The 19,908-nt window shown below is 65.0% G+C and carries 20 protein-coding genes; 7 read left to right on the top strand and 13 right to left on the bottom strand.

Annotation, left to right across the window (positions count from 1 at the left end):
• Positions 1-125 precede the first annotated feature (125 nt).
• Complete coding sequence (locus tag ACFWPX_RS03905; RefSeq protein WP_378925794.1) at positions 126-1,235, top strand: glutamate--cysteine ligase; 1,110 nt, start codon at positions 126-128, stop codon at positions 1,233-1,235.
• Between the two features lie 21 nt (positions 1,236-1,256).
• On the opposite strand, the gene ACFWPX_RS03900 is transcribed toward ACFWPX_RS03905, so the two are convergent.
• The 6 genes from ACFWPX_RS03900 to ACFWPX_RS03875 all read right to left on the bottom strand — a co-directional run bounded on the left by ACFWPX_RS03900 (position 1,257) and on the right by ACFWPX_RS03875 (position 6,797).
• Positions 1,257-2,090, bottom strand: a complete 834-nt coding sequence (locus tag ACFWPX_RS03900; protein ID WP_378925792.1) for an MBL fold metallo-hydrolase — start codon at positions 2,088-2,090, stop codon at positions 1,257-1,259.
• Positions 2,084-2,692 (bottom strand): dihydrofolate reductase family protein, encoded by a 609-nt coding sequence (locus ACFWPX_RS03895; protein WP_378925790.1) that lies wholly within the window; start codon positions 2,690-2,692, stop codon positions 2,084-2,086. Before ACFWPX_RS03895 ends, ACFWPX_RS03900 begins: the two co-directional genes overlap by 7 nt.
• A gap of 230 nt (positions 2,693-2,922) precedes the next feature.
• On the bottom strand, positions 2,923-3,216 hold the full coding sequence (locus ACFWPX_RS03890) for a DUF4231 domain-containing protein (RefSeq protein ID WP_378925788.1): 294 nt from the start codon (positions 3,214-3,216) through the stop codon (positions 2,923-2,925).
• Between the two features lie 872 nt (positions 3,217-4,088).
• Positions 4,089-4,493, bottom strand: coding sequence for a hypothetical protein (locus ACFWPX_RS03885; protein WP_378925786.1), 405 nt, complete (start codon positions 4,491-4,493; stop codon positions 4,089-4,091).
• Between the two features lie 313 nt (positions 4,494-4,806).
• The gene (locus ACFWPX_RS03880) at positions 4,807-5,475 is read right to left on the bottom strand and encodes a response regulator (RefSeq protein WP_378925783.1); all 669 of its coding nucleotides are present in this window, start codon (positions 5,473-5,475) and stop codon (positions 4,807-4,809) included.
• The gene (locus ACFWPX_RS03875) at positions 5,472-6,797 is read right to left on the bottom strand and encodes a sensor histidine kinase (protein WP_378925781.1); all 1,326 of its coding nucleotides are present in this window, start codon (positions 6,795-6,797) and stop codon (positions 5,472-5,474) included. The genes ACFWPX_RS03880 and ACFWPX_RS03875 overlap by 4 nt, the downstream gene beginning before the upstream one ends.
• A 215-nt stretch (positions 6,798-7,012) precedes the next feature.
• Between ACFWPX_RS03875 and ACFWPX_RS03870 the strand changes: the two genes are divergently transcribed.
• Positions 7,013-8,479 (top strand): MFS transporter, encoded by a 1,467-nt coding sequence (locus tag ACFWPX_RS03870; RefSeq protein ID WP_378925778.1) that lies wholly within the window; start codon positions 7,013-7,015, stop codon positions 8,477-8,479.
• Between the two features lie 61 nt (positions 8,480-8,540).
• On the top strand, positions 8,541-9,767 hold the full coding sequence (locus ACFWPX_RS03865) for an FAD-dependent monooxygenase (RefSeq protein WP_378925775.1): 1,227 nt from the start codon (positions 8,541-8,543) through the stop codon (positions 9,765-9,767).
• A gap of 184 nt (positions 9,768-9,951) precedes the next feature.
• On the opposite strand, the gene ACFWPX_RS03860 is transcribed toward ACFWPX_RS03865, so the two are convergent.
• Positions 9,952-10,686: a TetR/AcrR family transcriptional regulator gene (locus ACFWPX_RS03860; RefSeq protein ID WP_378925772.1), complete on the bottom strand. Its 735-nt coding sequence runs from the start codon at positions 10,684-10,686 to the stop codon at positions 9,952-9,954.
• 126 nt (positions 10,687-10,812) lie between these two features.
• Here ACFWPX_RS03860 and ACFWPX_RS03855 point away from each other — a divergent pair, with 126 nt between their 5' ends.
• Positions 10,813-11,748 (top strand): NAD-dependent epimerase/dehydratase family protein, encoded by a 936-nt coding sequence (locus ACFWPX_RS03855; protein ID WP_378925769.1) that lies wholly within the window; start codon positions 10,813-10,815, stop codon positions 11,746-11,748.
• Positions 11,749-11,841: 93 nt separating this feature from the next.
• Here ACFWPX_RS03855 and ACFWPX_RS03850 read toward each other — a convergent pair whose 3' ends face one another.
• From ACFWPX_RS03850 to ACFWPX_RS03840, 3 genes are read right to left on the bottom strand one after another with little or no spacing between them, the layout of a single operon-like run.
• A complete protein-coding gene (locus ACFWPX_RS03850) occupies positions 11,842-12,255 on the bottom strand; it encodes a hypothetical protein (RefSeq protein WP_378925765.1) in 414 nt (137 codons plus the stop codon).
• A gap of 55 nt (positions 12,256-12,310) precedes the next feature.
• Positions 12,311-13,135: an SAM-dependent methyltransferase gene (locus ACFWPX_RS03845; RefSeq protein ID WP_378925763.1), complete on the bottom strand. Its 825-nt coding sequence runs from the start codon at positions 13,133-13,135 to the stop codon at positions 12,311-12,313.
• Between the two features lie 32 nt (positions 13,136-13,167).
• A complete protein-coding gene (locus ACFWPX_RS03840) occupies positions 13,168-14,061 on the bottom strand; it encodes a helix-turn-helix domain-containing protein (protein ID WP_378925761.1) in 894 nt (297 codons plus the stop codon).
• Positions 14,062-14,179: 118 nt separating this feature from the next.
• On the opposite strand from ACFWPX_RS03840, the gene ACFWPX_RS03835 reads away from it, so the two are divergent.
• The 3 genes from ACFWPX_RS03835 (at position 14,180) to ACFWPX_RS03825 (ending at position 16,393) form a co-directional block, all read left to right on the top strand.
• Positions 14,180-14,743, top strand: a complete 564-nt coding sequence (locus ACFWPX_RS03835; RefSeq protein WP_378925758.1) for a helix-turn-helix domain-containing protein — start codon at positions 14,180-14,182, stop codon at positions 14,741-14,743.
• Positions 14,670-15,671, top strand: coding sequence for a hypothetical protein (locus tag ACFWPX_RS03830; RefSeq protein WP_378925756.1), 1,002 nt, complete (start codon positions 14,670-14,672; stop codon positions 15,669-15,671). The genes ACFWPX_RS03835 and ACFWPX_RS03830 overlap by 74 nt, the downstream gene beginning before the upstream one ends.
• A 188-nt stretch (positions 15,672-15,859) precedes the next feature.
• Entirely contained in the window at positions 15,860-16,393 is a 534-nt protein-coding gene (locus tag ACFWPX_RS03825; RefSeq protein ID WP_378925755.1) for a hypothetical protein, read from the top strand.
• Between the two features lie 513 nt (positions 16,394-16,906).
• Here the strand turns inward: ACFWPX_RS03825 and ACFWPX_RS03820 are convergent.
• The 3 genes from ACFWPX_RS03820 to ACFWPX_RS03810 all read right to left on the bottom strand — a co-directional run bounded on the left by ACFWPX_RS03820 (position 16,907) and on the right by ACFWPX_RS03810 (position 19,736).
• Positions 16,907-17,413 (bottom strand): pyridoxamine 5'-phosphate oxidase family protein, encoded by a 507-nt coding sequence (locus ACFWPX_RS03820; RefSeq protein WP_378925753.1) that lies wholly within the window; start codon positions 17,411-17,413, stop codon positions 16,907-16,909.
• A gap of 250 nt (positions 17,414-17,663) precedes the next feature.
• Positions 17,664-18,455, bottom strand: coding sequence for a class I SAM-dependent methyltransferase (locus tag ACFWPX_RS03815; RefSeq protein WP_378925751.1), 792 nt, complete (start codon positions 18,453-18,455; stop codon positions 17,664-17,666).
• A gap of 3 nt (positions 18,456-18,458) precedes the next feature.
• Positions 18,459-19,736, bottom strand: a complete 1,278-nt coding sequence (locus tag ACFWPX_RS03810) for a serine hydrolase domain-containing protein (RefSeq protein WP_378925749.1) — start codon at positions 19,734-19,736, stop codon at positions 18,459-18,461.
• Positions 19,737-19,908 lie beyond the last annotated feature (172 nt).

Below are 19,908 nucleotides of genomic sequence, written 5' to 3'. Positions count from 1 at the left end.
TTTCTCCCGCCCGGGCTCAGGCCCCCTGGGGTTGCGTTTACGCGGGGGGCGGTCGCGCCTTTGGGGGGCGGGGGGGGGGGTTAACCCCCCGCCCCGCGTCGAACCTCGCGTGAAGGAGGCAGGCGGTGGGCAGGCACGAACACGTACTCACGGTCGGCGTCGAAGAAGAATTCCTGTTGACCGATCCCGGTACCGGCGCACCGGCGCCGAAGAACACCCAGGTCGCCGCGGCGGCGCGACAGATCGGCATCGACCTGCAATTGGAGCTCACGAGCTGTCAGGTAGAGACCAGCAGCAGCGTGCACTGCGACATCGGCGAACTGCTGACCGAGCTGCGCACTTCCCGCCGCCGGGTCGCGGCCTGCGCGGTCGACCACGATGCGCGTCTGCTCGCGGTGGCCGTCCCGCCGACGGTGCCCGAGGGCTATCCGGTCACCGACACCCCGCGTTACCAGCGGATCGCGCACACCTTCGGGATGCTCGCCCACGAGCAGGGGCTGTGCGGCTGCCACGTGCATATCGGTGTCCCCGATCGCGAGACCGCGGTGTTGGTGAGCAACCATGTGCGGCCCTGGCTGCCGGTCCTGCTGGCCATGACCGCGAATTCGGCTATCTACCGCGGCTTCGAGTCCGGGTACGCGAGCTGGCGCAGCATTCTGTGGCGACGCTGGCCCAGCGCGGGACCGCCACCATTTTTCGCCTCGCTCGGCGACTACGATTCGATCGTGGCCATGATGCGGTCCAGCGGCAGCATCCTCGACAACAAGATGGTGTATTGGGATGTCCGTCCGTCGGAGTCGTTCCCGACGGTCGAGATCCGGGTCAGCGACATTCCCGCCACTGCCGAGGAATCAGCGCTGCTCGCTGCCCTGATCCGAGGACTCGTCGGGACGGGCCTGCGGTCTATCGCACAGCACGAAGCCGCGCCCGCGGTGTCGGGGGAGCTCCTGCGCGCCGCGTACTGGAATGCCGCGCATTCCGGCCTGGACGGCAACGGTCTCGACCTCGTCGACGGGATTGTCGTGCCGCAACACGAGCTGATGGGGCGCCTCGTCGAGCACGTCGAGCCCGCCCTACGCGAGTGCGGTGACCACACCTTCGTCACCGCGGCGATCGCCGCGCTGTACGCGCGCGGCAACGGCGCGCGGCGACAGGTGCAGGCATTGCGCGCACGAGGTGAGATCGCCGATGTGGTTGCCGAATTGGGTCGGGCGACGCTCGAGGGGTGCGGCTGACCGCAGCGCAGTGTCCCGGCTCTAGCCGGGCGTTTCGTCGCGCACACCTCGTGTTCGGGCGAGGCGCTGGAATTGCCCTTCGTGTATGTCGTTCACCCACTCCCAACCGGGCTCAGCCGATTGACCGACCCGCGGGTCGATGGGAACACGGGCGTCACGCAGGGCGTGCACGTAAGCCCGATCCTGATCGATCCTCGCGCGTACCTGATCACCCCTACCGACCGACCCGTGACCGGGGATGACGACATCGACGTTGTCCACCACGCCCTCGAGTAGCCGCAACCCGACGAGATAGTCCTCAAGGGGATCTGCGGCGTCCAGGTCGAGCATCGGAACGAAGAGATCGGAGAGCATATCGCCGGCCACGAGAACCCCGAGTTCTTCGACCACCAGCGCCGCATGGCCTTGGGCATGCGCCGGATGCTCGATAATCCGGACCTCAGGGCCATCCCAAGGAATCTGCGTAGTGCCGGCATGCAGACCGGCAATCAGGCCGAACGGGTCCAGCGGTATTTCCTCGGCGATTTCCGGCGGGAACCCATCGACAACGCTGGTCTTCCAGTCCGCATCCGACCGCACGTCCTGCATAAAAGCTGCGCAGCGGGCCGTACCGTAACGAGGCGCATCGCCGAGCTCGGCATGCCAGAGCACGTGATCCCAATCAGGATGCGTCGAGAACCCTGCTACAACGGGCTGTCCCAACTCGCGAAGGTCGTTCGCCAGACAGACCATTTCAGCGCTTGTTATCCCGGGGTCGACGAGCAGCACTCCGCCCGTGCCCTGCACGACAACGGTGTTGTTCCGGAGTATCTCGCTCTGGTGGACCAGTACACCCTCCGCGACCTGCTTCAGCACGGGGCGCCTCCCTCTTGTGGTCCGCCACCGCGCCGGGCCGCCGGCCGGAAGCGAACGCTGAGCTCCTCGTTCGGGGCACCATCGTGCACACGATCGAGGCGTACGGGTGCGCAGCCCGGCTTGTCGAACAACCGGATACCGTCGCCGAGCAGGATCGGCACAATATGCAGGTCGAGCTCGTCGATCAGGCCGCGCTCGATCAGCTGCGCTCCGATCGAAGCCGAATGGATCTCGATATTCTTGCCGCCCGCAGCTTCCAAGGCGATCCGCACGGCCTCGGCGACGTCGCAATTGAGGAACGTGACATCCGCGTCCGGCGCGGCGTCCTCGGGGTGGTGAGTGAGGACGAAGACCGAGCCCTGCCAGGCATCACCGCCACCATAGGGGCGAGCTCCGGGAAAAGCGTCCCAGCCATCACGGCCACCGAGCACAGCGCCGGTGGTCGCGGTGTACTCCTGTTCCAGCCCCGGCTTGCCGGAGAACCCAGCCATCCAGTCCATCTCATGGTTCGGGCCCGCGACGAACCCGTCGAGCGACATCGTGAAGTGCCAGAGCACCTTGCCGGCCGCGGTCTGTGGTTCCAGCTGAGGTGTTGTGTTCATATCGGGTATGACTCCTCCGGTCAGCGAAACTCATCGGTGCGGCGACGCTCTGGCCACAGCGGTTCGCAGCGTCCTGAACCAAGCAGGTGCGCTCGTGGTCAGGATCGAATCCGCAGAGCCACCTCACGCGACGTCGGTGCCCCCATTACGGCGGTCGGCTGTTCCGGCTTCGGCGAGACGACGCGAATACCACTGCTCCCAGTGTTCGGTACAGATGTCCTCCACAGACGTCACCAGCGTGGCAGCATCGTCGGCTGCCCCGTACGGGGGGCGCCGACGCAGAACAAGGCAACCTCACGTTGTATCGCGTAGACGACTCGCTTCCTGTTGGCCCAGTTCTCTTTCCAGCCGAACAGTTGCCGGCAGCCGTTGAGAACGATGGCCAACGAGCCGAGGACCACTATCCATTTGGTTCCGACTCCGAATGCGGCAACAGCCGGAATCGCCGCAGCGACCACCAGACTGAGGATCTCCAGCGCCCCATACCGCAGTCGAGCCTCGTGCCCGGCTCGAACGTGTCGCATCCACGCGGTCACCACCGACGGAGGGACGGAGGCGCCCCTTGGGGTTCTTGCCTGGAGCAACCAGTCCATGGAGCCTGGGACCAGAACATCGGCTGACATCGCGAGTCCGCCGTCCACTTCCGGTCCACCGGCAATCGGGTGGCCCGCACGCGGCGGTCTTTCATCTTGCGAGCTCATCGCATCTCATATTCCGGCGGTCGTCGGGCTCAGTCCGGCGACACCCATGGCCGCATTTGCGCCGGGTAGTTTCGGTTGGGGATCGGCCGAACAGGCCCCACCTGCGCCGAAAAGCGAGGTCGTTTCCATGACGAGTCCTTCAGTTCGCGACACCCTGAGAAGGGCGTTGTGCAACCCCCCAGCTATGCCACGGCCGTTAGATGTGCCTCCCTACCTGTACTCGGCCGGGGGCGCACATCGCGACGTGTCATGACGATCAATGCGTATTCGTTGGTGCTCTGTTCACTCATCGTGTTCGCCGGGGTCGCAGTTGTCATGAGTGGTCGACTACCTGCCTTGGTGCCATTCGACAAACGAGCTGGGGCGTAGTCCTCGGACCGGATATCGCGGAGATCCTTGCCGAGGTCGAACGTCGCCCGTGTGTACCGACCAACCCTCCGCGTCGGCCAGCAACTCCTCGGCGGCCGACCAGGCACCGCACTTCGACGCCCAGACAAGGCCGCCGGCTATCGGAACTCACTCGAGAAGCCGGATGTTTCATCGGGTGACAGCCTTGGTGCTGACGCAGCAGACGTCGTTGGTGGTGGGGTGACGCATGCGGTGGGGGAGGGGGCCGAAGAGGATGGACCCGGTCGGATATGGATCGAACAGGTGCGCCGTTCGTCACGATGAAATATCGTGAAAGTAGTTGCGAGTCAGGGAAAAGTGAGCTGGCTGGCTCTCTCATTCGTACGGGCACGACACGCCCGAATCGGGTTGCCACGAACACTCACAGCCGAGGTGAAACCATCATGTCGTCCGGTCAGTTCCTCGTCGGTTTGGCCGTCATCGTTGTCATACTGGCAGTCATACTGCTCGGTATCGTTAGAACCGAGCTTCGGAAACGAAGCAGCGCTGGTGAAGTGCAGGTCGCTCTCGGAATGACGGAAGCGGAAGTTGTTGCGCTGCTGGGCTATACGAATAAGCAGGTAAGCACCGAAGAGCTCCTCGCGAGTTACACAGCCGTTGTCACGGACGGGAAGCTGCCCAGTCAGCGCTTCTGTAGCTATCCCAATAAACCGCGCGGATACGACACCGATCTCGCATTTCAGGGCGATCAACTCGTGCGTGTGCGACAGACGTTGAGGCGAACGGGCGAAGTCGTTCGAGATGAGGAAATGTAGGATCCGGTCGGCGCACAAGCGGACAAGATCTTCACGGCTGCGCGGCAGCTACCTCCCGGCGAAGCCGAGGATATTCAAGCGGGCAGGATTGCCGATGCACCGTGACCATCGCTCGGTGCCGTGTCGATGTCATCAGTGGCAGTCTGAATGGTCAATCCTGTTCTTCGACAGGATATTTGGTCTTAGAGTTGATCTGCCGAACATCGGCGACAGGGCATCGCCAACGTCAGAGCGAAGGGTGCCTTGGGCGTCAACGCCCAGGATGTGTTCGGTTGACCAGACCTGTCTGGTGGGCGATGACGACGAGTTGTGCACGATCGCGAGCCTGCAGTTTGTTCATGGCGCGTTGCACATGGGCGCGGACGGTGAACGGACTCACGAACAGTTGCGCGGCGATCTCGTTGTTGGACAGTCCTGTTGCGACAAGCATGGTCATTTCGCGTTCTCGCGGTGTGAGTGCGTCGAGTAGCTCGGACGTGTGGTCGGTTGGCGTTGCCAGAAAGCGAGCGATCAAGCTGCGCGTTGCCGCGGGGGACAGGAGGGTTTCTCCGTGTGCGATGGTGCGGACGGCGTCGAGTAGTTCCGCTGCGCCGATGCCCTTGCCGATGAAGCCGCTCGCGCCCGCGCGCAGCGCCTGTGCGACGTAGTCGTCGGTCTCGTAGGTGGTGAGAATCAGGACGCGGCTGTCGTGCAATTGTGGGTCCGCGCAGATCTGTGCGGTGGCGGTGAGGCCGTCGGCATCGGGCATCCGGATGTCCATGATCACTACATCGGGGTGCAGTTCACGGGTGAGGCTCACCGCTTGTCGGCCATCGGCGGCCTCACCGACCACGCTGATGTCGTCGGCGGTGTCGAGGAGTGTCCGAAACGCTTGGCGCAGCAGGGCCTGGTCGTCGGCGAGTAACACTCGAATCGTCATGGGGGACCACCGTTCTCTGCGTCACCGACGCGCCCACCGTCTGAATTGGCGTCGGTTACCGGTTTGTCGACAGTCGCCGCGTACTCGGGCGTGAGTGGCAGCTGGGCGGAGACGATGAAGCCACCCGCCGGGCTGTCCGTGGTGAACAGATGGCCTCCGATCGCTGTGGCGCGTTCTCGCATACCGATCAGCCCGTAGCCCGATGGCCGGTCCGATCGCATGACCGCACTCGGCTCGAGCAGCCGTTTCGGTGCGGCCTGCGAGTCCGGTCCGTCGTCGGTGACAGCAATGGAGAGCCGGTTGCGGCTCCAGGACAAGTGGATTCGGGCGCTGCTGGTCCCGGCGTGTTTGCTCACGTTGGTCAGGGCCTCCTGGATGATCCGGTAGGCAGTGAGATCCACGCCGGGTGGAAGCTGTGTGGGCGCGCCTTCGTGGTCCATCGTCACTTGCAGTCCCGCACGGCTGAACGACTCGAGGAGCAGGGGAAGCTGGGACAAGCCGGGCGACGGTTCGGCGGAAGCGTTCGCGTCCCCGGCCTGGCGTAGCAGCCCGACTGTGGCCCTCAGGTCGTCGAGGGCGTTTCTCGTTGTCTCGATAACGTTGCGCAGGTTCGAGCGAGTCTGTTCAGGATGGGAGTCGAACACGTGCGCGGCAACCACTGCTTGGGCGTTGGCGAGCGTGATCTGGTGGGCGACGACATCGTGGAGCTCGCGCGCGATGCGTACCCGTTCCTCGGCAACGCTGTGGCGCGCCTCACTCTCCCGGCTCTTCTCTGCGCGCAGGGCTCGCTCCTCCATGGCCGCCAGATAGGCCCGTCGGCTCTGCGTCGCGTTACCGAGCGCTGCGGCGATCAGCGGCAGCGCTGCCACGGACACCAGCCTGCTGCTGTCCTGCCAGGACAGGCCATCGAGAAACGGTGTCACCGTGACCAGCAATGTCACGGCGGGGAGCAGGACCGCGATCGTCACCCTGGGTTCGGTATGCACTGCCAGCGCATAGGCGGCGATCGCGACCGGCACCACGATCAGCGGGGTCAGCAGCAGTCCCGCGGGCGCGGCCAGCATCCCGCACGCGGTGGTTACCGCGACCACGGCCACGGGCGCCCGGTGCCGCACGAACAGCGCCGCACACGAGACCCCCGCGACGACATAGGTGGCGATCGGTGGCCATCCCAGGGTGTCGTCGAGGTGAAAGATCCCGCCGGATAGGCACAGCAGGAACGCTGTCGCCAGGACCAGCGCCTCGCGCCACGACGTTGGTCGTCGCGCCACCTGGCGAGTGGCCGTCACCTGATCGGGGAACGCTGCGGGGTCGCCCAACACCCCGCCCAAGATACGCGTCCGAAGCCTCCCTCGACCGCGAGGCGCTCGACCCGGTACGTACGCACCAGGCGTGCGCGGCCGTCTGGTGCAGCAGCACTAGAGGTAATCGGTGACGAGAGACGATGCCCGCCAGAAGTTCCGCTGGAACTGTTGTAGCCAGAACGTCGCCACGGCGCTACCCGGGGCAGACCAGGTCTGGTGAGGAGCCAATTTCGATGCAGCAGAACATAACCGACGGTGCGAACGTCGGCCTTCATTCCAGGTGGAGCTGGCGCCTACTCGGTCTCGTGGCGGTCCTGGCTCTGGTGAACTTCGTGGTGGACTCGGCTATCGGCGCACCGCTGATCGTCCTGCCCGAGATGCTCGACCATTTCGGCACAGACCAGGCGGCGTGGCTCAATGCCACCGCGATGCTGGCGGGAGTGATGTGGGCGCCGCTGCTAGGGAAGAGCGCGGACATCTACGGCAAACGTCGAGTGCTCGTGTCGGCATTGCTGATCAGTTGCGTGGGTGCGCTGATCTGTGCGGTGGCCCCGACGATGTGGGTCTTCGTCGTGGGACGCATGTTGCAGGGAGCTGCGTTGGCCGCCATGTTCTTGTCGGTCGCGATCGTGCGAACCGTGTGCACGCCACGCCTGGCCATGATCATCGTCGGCATCGTGACCACCGGCACCGCGGTGCTCAATGTCGCCTCCCGGTTTCTCATCGAGAAGCTGGCGACGGAGTTCGGCTTCCAGATCCTGTTCCTCCTCTCCGCTGTGATCGCGGTCGCGATGGCGATCTGCGTGCGTTTCCTGGTTCCCGAATCACTGGTGAAGACACCGGGCCGGCTCGATATCGCGGGTGCTCTCCTGCTCGGGGGTGGCCTCCTCGGTGTGCTCGGCTACATCAGCATGGGTCCCGACCTCGGCTGGTCCGCCATCGGCCCGCTGACCCTTCTCTTCGGTGGGGTCGTGGCGTTGGCCAGATGGTTTACGGCCTCGAGCCGAAAGCCTGACCCGCTGATCGACGTCGGAAACCTCGGCAGGCCACTGATTCTCACGCTACTGGTCGTCTTCCTCGGTGCGGGTTCCTACCAGAGCATGCTGCAGCTCATTCCCCTCATCGGTGATATCTCGGCGGACCAGCGCTTGGGCTACGGACTCGCAGATCACGGGTCAGTGGCGCTGCTACTCGCGGCACCGGCCGTCGGAGTCATGCTCGGCGGTCCGGTGGCCGGATGGTTGGGTACGCGTATCGGGCCTGCCCGGACCTTGGCCGGGGCGGTCATGCTCGGAACGGTAGCCACCATCGGGATGTTTCTCGGTGCTTCGCAGCTACTCGCGGCGCTGTGCTTCGCGTTCTTGCTCGGTGTCACGGTCGCCGCGTTGGGCGCGTCGGGATTCAACATGGCAGGCAACTTGGCGTCGGCACAACGGCAGGGCATCGTGTCCAGCCTGGTCATGGTGATGGTGTCGACCGGGGCCGTGGTGTTCAACTTCGTCGGCGCGGCTGTCCTCGCATCGACCACGGTCGTCGTGGACGGCGAGACAGTGAACTCGGCTACCGGTGTATTCAGCTACATAGCGATCGCCACCGCGGCATTCGCGATCGCCGCGATAGTCGTCGCCGTTCTCGTACGAACCATGCGCCCGGAGCGTCAGACGCCCGCGCCGAGACTCGAGCCCGAGATTGTCGGATGAACCGCGAAACGCGCGAATGAGCCCTTCCCTCGACAATCCCCTGACAAGCACAGGAGTTGACATGAATTCCGGATCGAGAGGAACCGTCCTGGTTTCCGGCGCGAGCATCGCGGGTCCCGCGTTGGCGTTCTGGCTGCACAAATATGGCTTCACGGTGACAGCGGTCGAGAAGTCCGCCGGTGTGCGCGACGGCGGATACCCGATCGACGTGCGTGGCACCGCCGTAGCTGTCGCTCACCGGATGGGCATCCTGCCGCAACTACAGCAAGCCCATATCGACACGCGGCGGGTGACCTTCCTCAATGCCGACGGCAGTCGAGCTGCGGTCGTGCATCCGCAAGCAGTGGTCGGGGGTGTCGACGGACATGACCTCGAGATTCCGCGAGGGACACTGACGAACGTGCTCTACGCAGCAGTCCGCAACAACGTGGAGTTCGTTTTCGACGATTCCATCGACGCACTCACCGAACACGATCACGGTGTCGATGTCACCTTCCGCAGCGGCGCCCAACGCAGTTTCGACCTCGTAGTCGGCGCTGACGGACTGCACTCACGAACCCGGGCACTCGCCTTCGGCCCCGAACAGCACTACCTGCGCTACCTCGGCTACTGCTTCTCGATCTGCGCCATGCCCAATACCTTCGGGCTCTCGCACGAAGCACTCATCTGGAACACCCCCGGACGAGCCGCTGCGCTCTACGCCGTCGGAGACGGCAGCGACGTACACGCCCTGCTGACCTTCGCCCACTCCGAACCATCGCACGAAGCCCTTCGCGCCGCCGATACTCACCGTGATCTGATCTCCACTGTCTTCGGCGACGACGGATGGAAGATGCCGACCATTGTCGACGCCATGCACCACGCCCCAGACCCCTTCTTCGACACGGTAAGTCAGATCCATATGCCGCAATGGTCCAGCGGGCGTGTGGCACTCGTCGGCGATGCCGCCTACGCGCCGTCGTTCCTGACCGGGCAAGGGTCGAGTCTCGCCCTCGTCGGCGCCTACATGCTCGCCGACTCCCTGGCCGCACACGACGATCACACCACCGCCTTCACCGCCTACGAGCGCGCCGGCCGCAGATTCGTCGACCTCAACCAAGCGCAGATCTCCACCGGCGAGGCGGCACTGATTCCCACCACGGCCGATGCCCTGGAAGCTCGCAACCACAGACTCCGCAGCCTCACCACATCGCCGCCGACCACAGGGCGACCGGCCCATACAGCACTCACGTTGCCCGATCCCAGACCCGCCGCGGTGAGATCTGAAATCGCCGTTCATCGTAAGTGAATCGTCAGGTCGGCTCGATGTCGCCAGGTCGACGTGGCACGACACGTTCGGCGTGCCACGTCGCCCGGAACGCACTCGGGTGCTGCGCAGTCAACCCCCGAGCATCAGTCATTCGCAGTCGCCGCCTCGCTGGATCGGCCCCGCCGAACAACTGCGGTTCGTGTTATCGACGCTCTGAAAATTACTAAGCCTCAACATATTCCGTGCCTGGTGCCAAAGGAATCCGCGGCAGGCCCGGCAGGCCGACCAGGTCGGCCATCAGATTCATGTGGTGGTCGAAGTATTCAGCTCGCGCGTCGATCGTGTCGTTCAATCGGCCGAACACCTCGAAGTTGACCAGGCCGAACAGCTGGGTCCAGCCGACGAACACGAGATCGAGCCGTTCCGCCGGGAGATCACCCGGGTGTTGGTCGATCAGGCGGGTCAGGTCGGCGCGGACCGGTGCTGGGATCGGGGCTCGAGACGGCACCGGCGCTAGGGTTTCCGCGCCGTCGATGGCGATGTCTACCAGTAGCAAGACCACTTTCGCGGCAGGGGCGATGGTCTCCGGCGGCGCCGCGTAATCGGGCAGCGGATTGCCGTAGAGCAGGCCGTACTCGACCGGATGTGTGAGAGCCCAGGCACGCACTGCACGGCAGGCGGCCAACCATCGACCGCGCAGGTCGTCGCGAGGCGCGGCTGCTTCGGCCTCGATCGCCGCCTCGCCCAGGGTCTCGTATGCCTCGATGATCAGCGTGGTGAGCAGGGCGTCGCGGCTCGGGAAGTATCGGTAAAGCGCCGAGGCGGCGATTCCCATTTCCCGTGCGACGCCGCGCAGGGACAGGTTCGCGCCCTGGGTGGCGAGTTGCCGGCGCCCGACTTCCTTGATCTCTCGGGTCATCTCCGAGCGGACGCGGGCTCGCAACGACTGTGCGGTCATGGCTCCCAGTCTCGCACAGATTCGAGAACGTCAGAAATATTCGAGAACACTGTTCTTGACTCGGCTGCCGCGCCATGAGTACGGTGTTTATATTCGTTAACACTGTTCTCGGAGAGAGTGCGACCCATGACCCTTCACGTCATCGTCGGAGCCGGCCCAGTCGGCCGAGCCACTGCCCGATTGCTCGCCGACGCGGGCCGACGAGTGCGTCTGGTGACCCGCGGCGGCGGGGGACCGGAGCACGACCTGATCGAGCGCGTCGCCGCCGATGCGACTGATTTCGACACGCTGGCCCGGCACGCCGAAGGTGCCGTCGCGCTGTACTGCTGCGCGGGTCCGGCCTATCACCGGTGGTCTACCGACTGGCCGCCGCTCGGCGCCGCGCTCGTACAAGCCGCGGAGTCCAGCGGTGCAGTGCTCGTCACCACGGGCAATCTCTACGTCTACGGCCGGGTCGACACGCCGATGACCGAACAGTCCCCGTTGCGCCCCAACTCGGTGAAGGGCCGGGTGCGGGCTGAACTGTGGACCGCCGCACTGGCCGCACACGAAGCCGGGCGCATCCACACCGCTGAGGTCCGCGGCTCGGACTATCTAGGTGCGGGCGCGGTTTCGGTGGCTACTGCCATGGTGTTGCCGAACGTGCTCGCCGGCCGACGGGCTTGGATACCAGCCGATCTGGACGCGCCGCACAGCTGGACCTACGTCGGTGACGTGGCTCGTACCCTTGTCGCCGTTGCCGCCGACGAACATGCGTGGGGCCGACCATGGCACGTACCGACGCCGCCGCCGCTATCGGTTCGCGAGTTGGCAAGCCTCACCGCCGATCTCGCGGGTGCATCGCCCGCCAGGGTGTCGGAGATGCCCGGTTTCGTGATGCGTTCTGCCGGGCTCTTCAACTCCGTTGCCAGAGAAGCGCTCGAGGTCCAATATCAGCTGCGGTCGCCTTTCGTGCTCGACTCGTCCGCCGCTACCGCCGCGTTCGGGATCGAACCCACCCCTACCGGCGAGGCACTGCGCGAAACCATCGAAACCTTGCGCGCACCAGCGACGACCATTTGAGCCGCGAGTGATCAGGAGCGGGGGTCCTCCGCCGCAGGACCAGCCCGAGGCGCACCTGTCCATCACCCGGCTGGTGGCTCACGGCCGAGTCGGTCACGCGGTGGGCGAGAAGAAGGCTGATCGTTCGAACTCGCGGTGGCGCACCGCGTGGACGAACGCGGTGTATTCGAGGTGATCGAAGGCGAGCCTGGCGGTCCCGGCTGAGGCTCTGCATTCCGGCGCGGCGCTGAATTCATAGAGGCCGTCGGGCCTTCGATCGATTATCAGAGCTCCCCGGACGGGTCGGCCTGCCCGGATCGCCTGTTGGAGGCCTTCGAACTGGCGGTGGTCGAGGCTCAGACATTCGTCGAGTGGGACAGGTTGTGCCGCAGTGTCGAGGGGGTCCCCGAGTTTGTCGTCCCAGATGAGGGTGCGGTGGTTGTCTCGGTAGACCATCACGCACGCCTGTTGCGGGGAACTGGCGGCCGCCTTGCGGAAGTGGTGGGCGGTCGGTGTCGGCAACGCCATGGTGGATCCTTTCGAACAGCGCTGTCGGCGGCGGTGCCGACAGCGCGGGTGCGCGCTAGGGGAGGCTGCCGACCGCGGCGAAATTGCATGGGCGGGCGTAGTCGTCGTGGTCGATCGGCTGGTCGGGTCGCCAGTCCGTGGCGTAGGTGATGCCCGGGTCGGCGATGGTCCACCCGTCGAAGAAGGTCTCGAACTGCCGGCGGGTGCGCAGCGTGACCGGTGTGCTGGCATCGGTGAAGACGGCAGCGCCGGCGGCAACCTGTGCTTTGATCTTCGGGCCCGCGTCTTCGAGGGACACGTGTGTCATCGCGATGTGGCTTCCGGGCGCGAGTGCGTCGCGCAGTTGCGCGACGAGCTTGCCGGGTTCGCTGGCATCGGTGACCCATGGCAGCACCGAAACCAGCAGCAGCCCAACGGGTTCGGTGAAGTCGATCAGGCGTTGGGTGTCGGGGTGGGCGAGGATGCGTACCGGCTCGCGCAGATCTGCGTCGACCATCGCCGCAGTGTCGCCGATGCCTTGGTCACGCAGCAGGTCGCGGGCGCGGTTGATTGCTTCTTCGTCGTTGTCGACGTACACGACGCGGGTGTCGGGCGCGAGCTCACGAGCGACTTCGTGGGTGTTGCCGCCGGTCGGCAGGCCTGACCCGATATCGAGGAACTGGCGAATTCCGGTGCCGGACATGTAGCGAACGGCGCGTGCCAGAAACCGGCGATTGTGCTGGGCCCACATCGGGTAGAAGGGGATATCGGTGTAGAGCCGCTGGATGAACGGCAGATCCGATTCGAAGATCACCTCGCCGGTCACCATGTGGTGATAGATGCGTGCGGAGCTGGGCTTGTTGGTGTCGATCTGGCGGGGCTCGAAGTCACTGTAGGACATGGTGTTTCCTATCCGGTTGCGGTGGCGCCGGTCTATCGCTGGATGGTCGGTCGGCTGCGGAGGCCGCGGACGAGGTGCTCCATGAACTGACGGGAGTCGTGGGGGCTCAATGCGGTCATCGTCAGACGGTTGAAGATCTTGTCGCGGATCCCGACAGCGGGTTTGTCATCGATGTAGCGGATCTCGCCCTGGGCTTCGATGACGGCCATCTCGAGATCGCCCGCGGCCCCAGGGGAGGGCACGCGAACCAGGATGTAGCGGTCCTCCATGCCCGCGCCGGGTGCTTGGTGGGTGAAGGGCATGACCTGGATCTGGATGTTGGGGCGGCCCGACAGCTCGAGGAGATGAGTGATCTGGTCGAGCATCACCGCGTCCCCACCGTAGGTGCGACGCAGGCAGGACTCGGACAGGATGGCGTGGAACTCGGGTGCTCCCCGCTTGAGAAGGATTCGCTGACGCGCGATTCGGGCTTGCACGTAGTCATCGACGGTGACCGCGTCCGGATCGTCGGGGTCGGGTTGCAGGGGTTCGTGCAGCGCGCGGATGTAGTTCTCGTGCTGTAGCAGGCCGGGAACTATCTCGGCACCGGTCTCGCGTAGGCGATCCGCCACATCCTCGAGATCGACGAGCAGTCGCAGTTCCTCGATGTAGGCGCGGCGGTAACCGGAGTTCCAGAATCCGCGGCGGTGGCTGTCTTCGCGTAGATCGAGCAGGATCCCGATGTAGCTGTCGTCGGTGACGCCCAGCGTTCTGACCAACTCGTCGAGCGCCTGAGCGCTCAGGTTACCGGTGCCGCTGATCACCGCCGCGATGCGGGACTGGCTGACCCCGATCATCTTCCCCGCGTCGGCCTGGGTGGTTCGATTCCGGCGCAGGAGCGCGTCGATCTCTCGACCTAGCAGCACTTTTCGTGCGGTTCGTGCCATGGATCCCACCGTATCGGGATGCTGAGCGGCGGATGCCGCCAGTTTCGCAATCCTGATTATCAGGTTAGATTATCAACCACGATTATTTGGCGAACAAGTCTGAGGGTGAGTCCGCACTGTGACATACCCTGCGGCGCAAGAAGAGTGGGGCCCACTCATGGACGTCACCGACCCCGAAACCCTGCGCACCGATCCCGATACCGGGGCCGCGAACAGCTGGGGGCAGCGACTTCGGACCTATCGCCGCGCTCGATTAGGGCTCAGCCGTGGGGATTTCGCCGAGCTGATCAACGATCGAGCCCGCCGGGACAGCATCAATGTCGCGTGTTCGGAACGCCACGTCGCGCGCTGGGAGCTCGGCGAGGTCCGCAGGCCGAGCAAGTCCTACCGTGCCCTGCTGGCTGTGCTCGGCGCACCCGTTCCCGAGGTCGACTCCGGACTGTCATCCGCAGAACCGAATACCGGGTTGGTTCGTGACGCGGTGTCATGGTCGCCCGAAAGCCCCCGTACCGGTACACGTCCCGGCGCGCACGCGACTTTGCTGGAGGCTCTCGCGACCGCCGTTGTCGGTTCTGCTGACATCCTCACGCCCTGGCTGCCGTCTCTCGATGTTTCCGAGATACAGCCACACAGGGCAACTCGATCTCGATACCGTGCGCAGCGCCACCACGGGATTACGTGAACTCGACCAGCGACACGGTGGCGGCTCGGTCGCCTGCACGGCTGTTGATCTCCTGAAATCGACGACCGCGCTGCTGGCCCAGTACCGCGGGCACACGGCTCTCGCGCACTCACTGCTGGTCGCCACCGCCGACCTGGCCCGTCTGATCGGATGGGCCTACCACGACATCGGTGATCAACATCGCGCCCGCCAATACGCCACCATGGCTTTGGTGTCCGCGCGGCGGGCGGGTGCGGACAGTCTGGTGGCGTCGACGCTCTACGTTCTGGGACGGATCAGCTTGACCGAGCGCGACCCACGCGTTGCCCTGCGAATGTTTCAACTCGGGCAGCTGCCCGCCCAAGACGCCACCGGCGGTGGGGAATCCGCGCGCTTGTATGCCAATGAGGCATGGGCGCATGCCATGATGGGCGACGTCGGCCGGATGCGGACCGCGCTCTCGCGTGCCGAAGAGGAGATGGCGATGGTCGCCGACCCCGTCGACCCGTGGACCCGGGTGTTCTTCACCCCCGGAGAGTTCACCGGTATGCAATCGGTGATCTACAACGAGTACGCCCTGACAGCCCGCGGACAGACCGCTGAACACTACACATCCGAAGCCGTCGACGCCGCCCGAGCCTCGTTGGCCGCGTCCACACCGAGACGGCCGGCCCGCAGCATTCTGTTCGACAACATCACTATCGCCACGGGCACCTTCCGCCTCGGCCAGATCGACGATGCGGTCTCCTTCGCGACAGCTTCGCTGGAGATGACCGGCCAGGTCGACAGCCGGAGAGTCGGCGACCGACTGGGGCAGCTGGTGCACGCCGCGACCCTCGCGTCCTCGCGATCCGATGTCCGGGAAGTTTGCCATGCGAGCCGGCGGACAGTCCGCACCGACCGGAGCGCTCCGCAACCGATGACTCGACACCGCCTCGCGACCGCATAGCAATGTGGGTGCGTATCCTTACCGTCTCAGGTCGATGTCATCCTCGCATAGCGATTCCGACCACATGCCCTGTCGAATGTCATTGTCGCAGAGAATGTTCGGCGATGTAATCGGACCATGACTACCACGACGCCGAGACGTGGCCATCGGGATATGGACAGAGGCCGGTGAACCGGGTGTGTGTTGCAGTGACGCACGCAGTCGTCTCCACCGCGAAGCCTGACAACCGCGCTGTGGCCGACGTGCGGGCACGGACCGCAGAAGGATTACTCGAAGCTCGCCAGCTCCTGCTCGCCGTCGCCGGGAACCTCCAGGGCGGTTCCCCGTTGATCGAGTGGGCGCGCGAGCTGGCGGATCTGCATGCGACCCTGTTCACCGCATCGGTGTCGATCACCCGTCGGCCGGCCGACTTCGATGCCACCACCACCCGCGGCCGAATCAACACCATCATCGGCCTGATCGACGAGTGGTCGGCCTGCCACCTTCCCCGCCCGACCGCGGGCCGCCGCCACACCCATTCCCTCGGCGAGGTGATCAGCCACGTCGCAGACACCTACACGCATGTTCAATGGACACTGCGCCACACCAAGAGCGCTGAACACCAGCACCACGCCGCCCTGCGCTTTGCTCAAGTCCAGGAAGGCTATGCCGATCTGGTCGACGAAATTCGAGCCTTGCGCGTCGCACTACCACTGGGTCGGGGCAACACGCCCGCCCCATAACGGGCGCAACCCGAACCCGCCTGCCGCGCACCCACTTTGGGCTCACAAGCGGCAGCGCGACAGATCATGCCGCAGCTGCACCCAGCACGCTGTCGAGGGCACGTTGGCCGGTGCGGTCGGGAAGCGCGCGGCCTTGGGCGTTGAGCTGGTGCGGGTCGGATCGTGAACCTGTCAGTACCTGGACCGATGCAGAAACCGGACCTTCCCAAGAACTCTCAACGGACGCACACCATCCACCCGCCGGATGACAGCGGACCCGGAAGAGCTCAATAGTGCTCAGCACCAGGCCTTTTCGCAAAACAACCCTTCCCGACGATTCGCAGGAATTCGCGCACCGCTTCGCGGTTTCCCAGCGGAGAGCGTCGCGCGCAACTGTCGACCGCGCGCCGACGTGCGCGGGCACAGGTCGCGTTCAGTACGTCGATCGCGATGCGAGCACGCGGCTGTACGGCGGTGGCGTTGAGGAATCCGGTACGACGCGTTGGCCGCCTCGGCCGACCCGATGAACGCTGATCAGGGTTGAACGTCCGCTGTACTGCCGCCGAGCGGCATGGCGGGCAGTCCGAGTTTGCGATGGTCCCACGAGCGGATCCGCGTCGGCTCGACCCGAACGACGATGCGATTGTGCATCATGGACTCGACCAGCGGACGAGCCTGCTCGGTGTATGGGCCGACGTAGCGGCGGAAGACGTCGATTCCGGCGTTCCAGTACTCCTCGTCCGCGGGGTCTTCGATCAGATGGGCTGTTCCTTCGATCGAAACGCCGCGCAACTGGTCGTAGGTGTCGCCCGCCTCGGCCATGCAGGTGAGGGTCGGGTTGCGGCGCAGGTTGGTCGCCTTCTGCGACTTCGCCTTGGTCTCGAAGTAGATCTTGCCGTCGATGTGCCCGAACCACATCGCTGTCAGGTGCGGTTTCCCCTCGACATCGAGGGTGGCCAAGGTGAGCACCCTGCTGCGGTCGAGGAACTGCGCGATCTCGTCCGCACTCATCTGCACCGCGGCCCGCTGTTTGACTCCCACGTTCACCTCCAGCTCGATCTCTCCGCCGACCCTATCGAGCAACCACGTTCGGCGATCCCGAACGCGATTATTTCGCTGGTCAGTGCAGCTGTGCGGCGATCACCAGGTCGCATGTCGAATCTTGTAGTAGGCGTGGAATTGTCGAAGGTCGCTCCGGTGACCGCCACCGAGCCTCCGAGGAGGACGTGTGAATCCGCTGGGCCACTGGGTGGCATCGTCGTACACCACGCCGGTCAGAACAGTGCCTCCTCTACCTGGGTTCCAGGAAGGCGGTCCGCCTCGACAGCTCGGCCCGTAACTGCAGGAATCGGAATAGTCCTGGTCGGCCGACGACGGCTTCGTAGCGGTCGACGACTTCGTCCACGAAGACGGGGATGTCGGCGGCGGGAATGCGGGCTGTCCAGTCCGCGAACCCGACCGTGCACCATTGGGCGAAGGCCTCGCGTGAGCCGAAATCCCATTCCCGGTCGGTCACGGAGAGCGCGGTGACCTCGAGGTCGGCGATCGCCGCGATCGAGGTCAACGCGCCGGGGTCGACATGCACGTAGGGGCGCGCGAACCCGGCGAACGCTGTCGACCAGCGCGCATCGCCGGTGACTGACATCGCGACGTTCTCGATGCTCGGGCGTGGCCCGTCGCAGACGTACTGCACGAGCACCCGTCCGCTGGGTGCGAGTGCCGCGGCGATGTGCCGGTAGGCGGCCGCCTGGTCGAGCACCCAGTGCAGTGCGTTGAACGAGACAACGAGGTCGAAGTCGCGGGGGAAGGTCATGGTCGTGACATCGCCGACGCCGAAGTCGACGTTCGTGAGCTGGTCGTCGGCCGTGCGGGCGGCCTCGATCATCCGCGGCGACGGGTCGATGCCGAGCACGGAACCACCGGGCACCCGCGCCGCGATCAGGCGAGTCACATAGCCGTCGCCACAACCCACGTCGAGGACGTGCTCGGCACCCGCGAGCGAGACGGACTCCACAGCGTCGGTCGCCATCGTGCGCTGGAGTCCACTGATGTGGGCGTAGCCTGCGCCGTCCCAGTCGGCCATCGGCTATGACCCGCCCTGTGGCGGAACATCCTTCTTGACCGGCGGGGCGTCGTCCGGGGCGAGGTGCGCACCGATCTTGCGGAACAGCGCGTCACCGCCGTTCGAGTAACCGCCCGTAGAGCTGAACGCTTCGGGCAGGTAGGTGACGGCGACCGCGATCGCGATCTTCTTCGACGGCAGGTAGGCGTTCACCGCGGCGCCGCCATAGAACAGTGGGTTCTGGTAGGACCAGTCGCCGGTGAGCCACAGGCCGAGACCATAGGTCTGGAAATCGTCGAGCGGCCGGCAGTTGACGCAACCCGGGACTGCTGTCGACTTACCTCGCAGGTCCGTCGTCGTCATCGCCCGGTACGACTCCTCGGACAGCAATTCGCCGCTGCCGACGGCGACGGCACTTCGCTCCAGGTCGTAGATGTTGCTCGTCTGGATAGCGCCGTGGCTGAGCGTCCACGACGGATTCCAGTAGGTCGATTCCTCGTAGAACGGAACGTCGGGCGCCAATGCGAAGTACTCGCGTCGTTCCGAGGTGAAGGAGTGCAGGACCGGCTCGGGGATGTAGGGCGTGAGGTTCGGCACGGTGTTCTTCAGGTCGAGCGGGCCGAGAACCTTCTCCTGCAGGGCATCCGCGAGCGACTTTCCCGTGACCTTCTCCAGCGCCAACCCGAGGAGCACGTAGTTGGTGTGCGCATAGGCCCAGTTGGTTCCGGGCTCGAACCACAGGGGGTCGTCGATCGCGAGAGCGAGTTGTTCCTGGGTGGTCCACGCCTTGTACGGATCCGCGTAGGCGATCTCCGCGAATTTCGTGTTCCCGAGCACGAAATCGTGATAGCCCGAGGTCATCTGCGCGAGCTGGTGAAGATTCACCCGGTCCGCGTTGGGAATGTCGGGCAGGTATTTCGAGAGCTTGTCGTCGAGGCTCAGTTTCCGCTCGTCGGCCAGGATCAACAGCAAGGTCGACACGTAGGAGATCGCGACTGCACCGTTGCGGAAATGCATCGCGGCGGTGGCGGGCACACCCGTCATGGACTCGCCCCTGGCCGCGGTGACGATCTCTTTCCCGTCGACCGTCACGCGCACGATCACCGACTTCAGGTGCGCCTCCGCCATGTAATCGTCGACGATCTTCATGATGGCCTCGGCTTGCACCGGGTCTTCACTGGTAAACGTCGAGGGCGCGCCCGAGGCCGATCGGGAATCCTGCGCAGTCTCGTTCGATGAACAGGCCGCCGCCAGCAGACCCAGTGTGCAGACGAACACCAGAACGTTCCGAGAAACGGACATTGGTCACCTTCCTGGTTACCGTCCTCCGAAATGTGGATCGACCGAATAGCCGATTCTATGCCCCGGTGACCCCGAAATGACCGCGCAGCACACGGACAGCACCGACGACCCGACGAATCCCTGCAGTGCATTGCAAAGCGTTGCGTCCGGAGGGCGATTCGACCACTACGCA

Source organism: Nocardia sp. NPDC058518 (genome assembly GCF_042719655.1).
GTDB lineage: Bacteria > Actinomycetota > Actinomycetes > Mycobacteriales > Mycobacteriaceae > Nocardia.
This window is presented reverse-complemented; position numbering and strand designations above follow the sequence as displayed.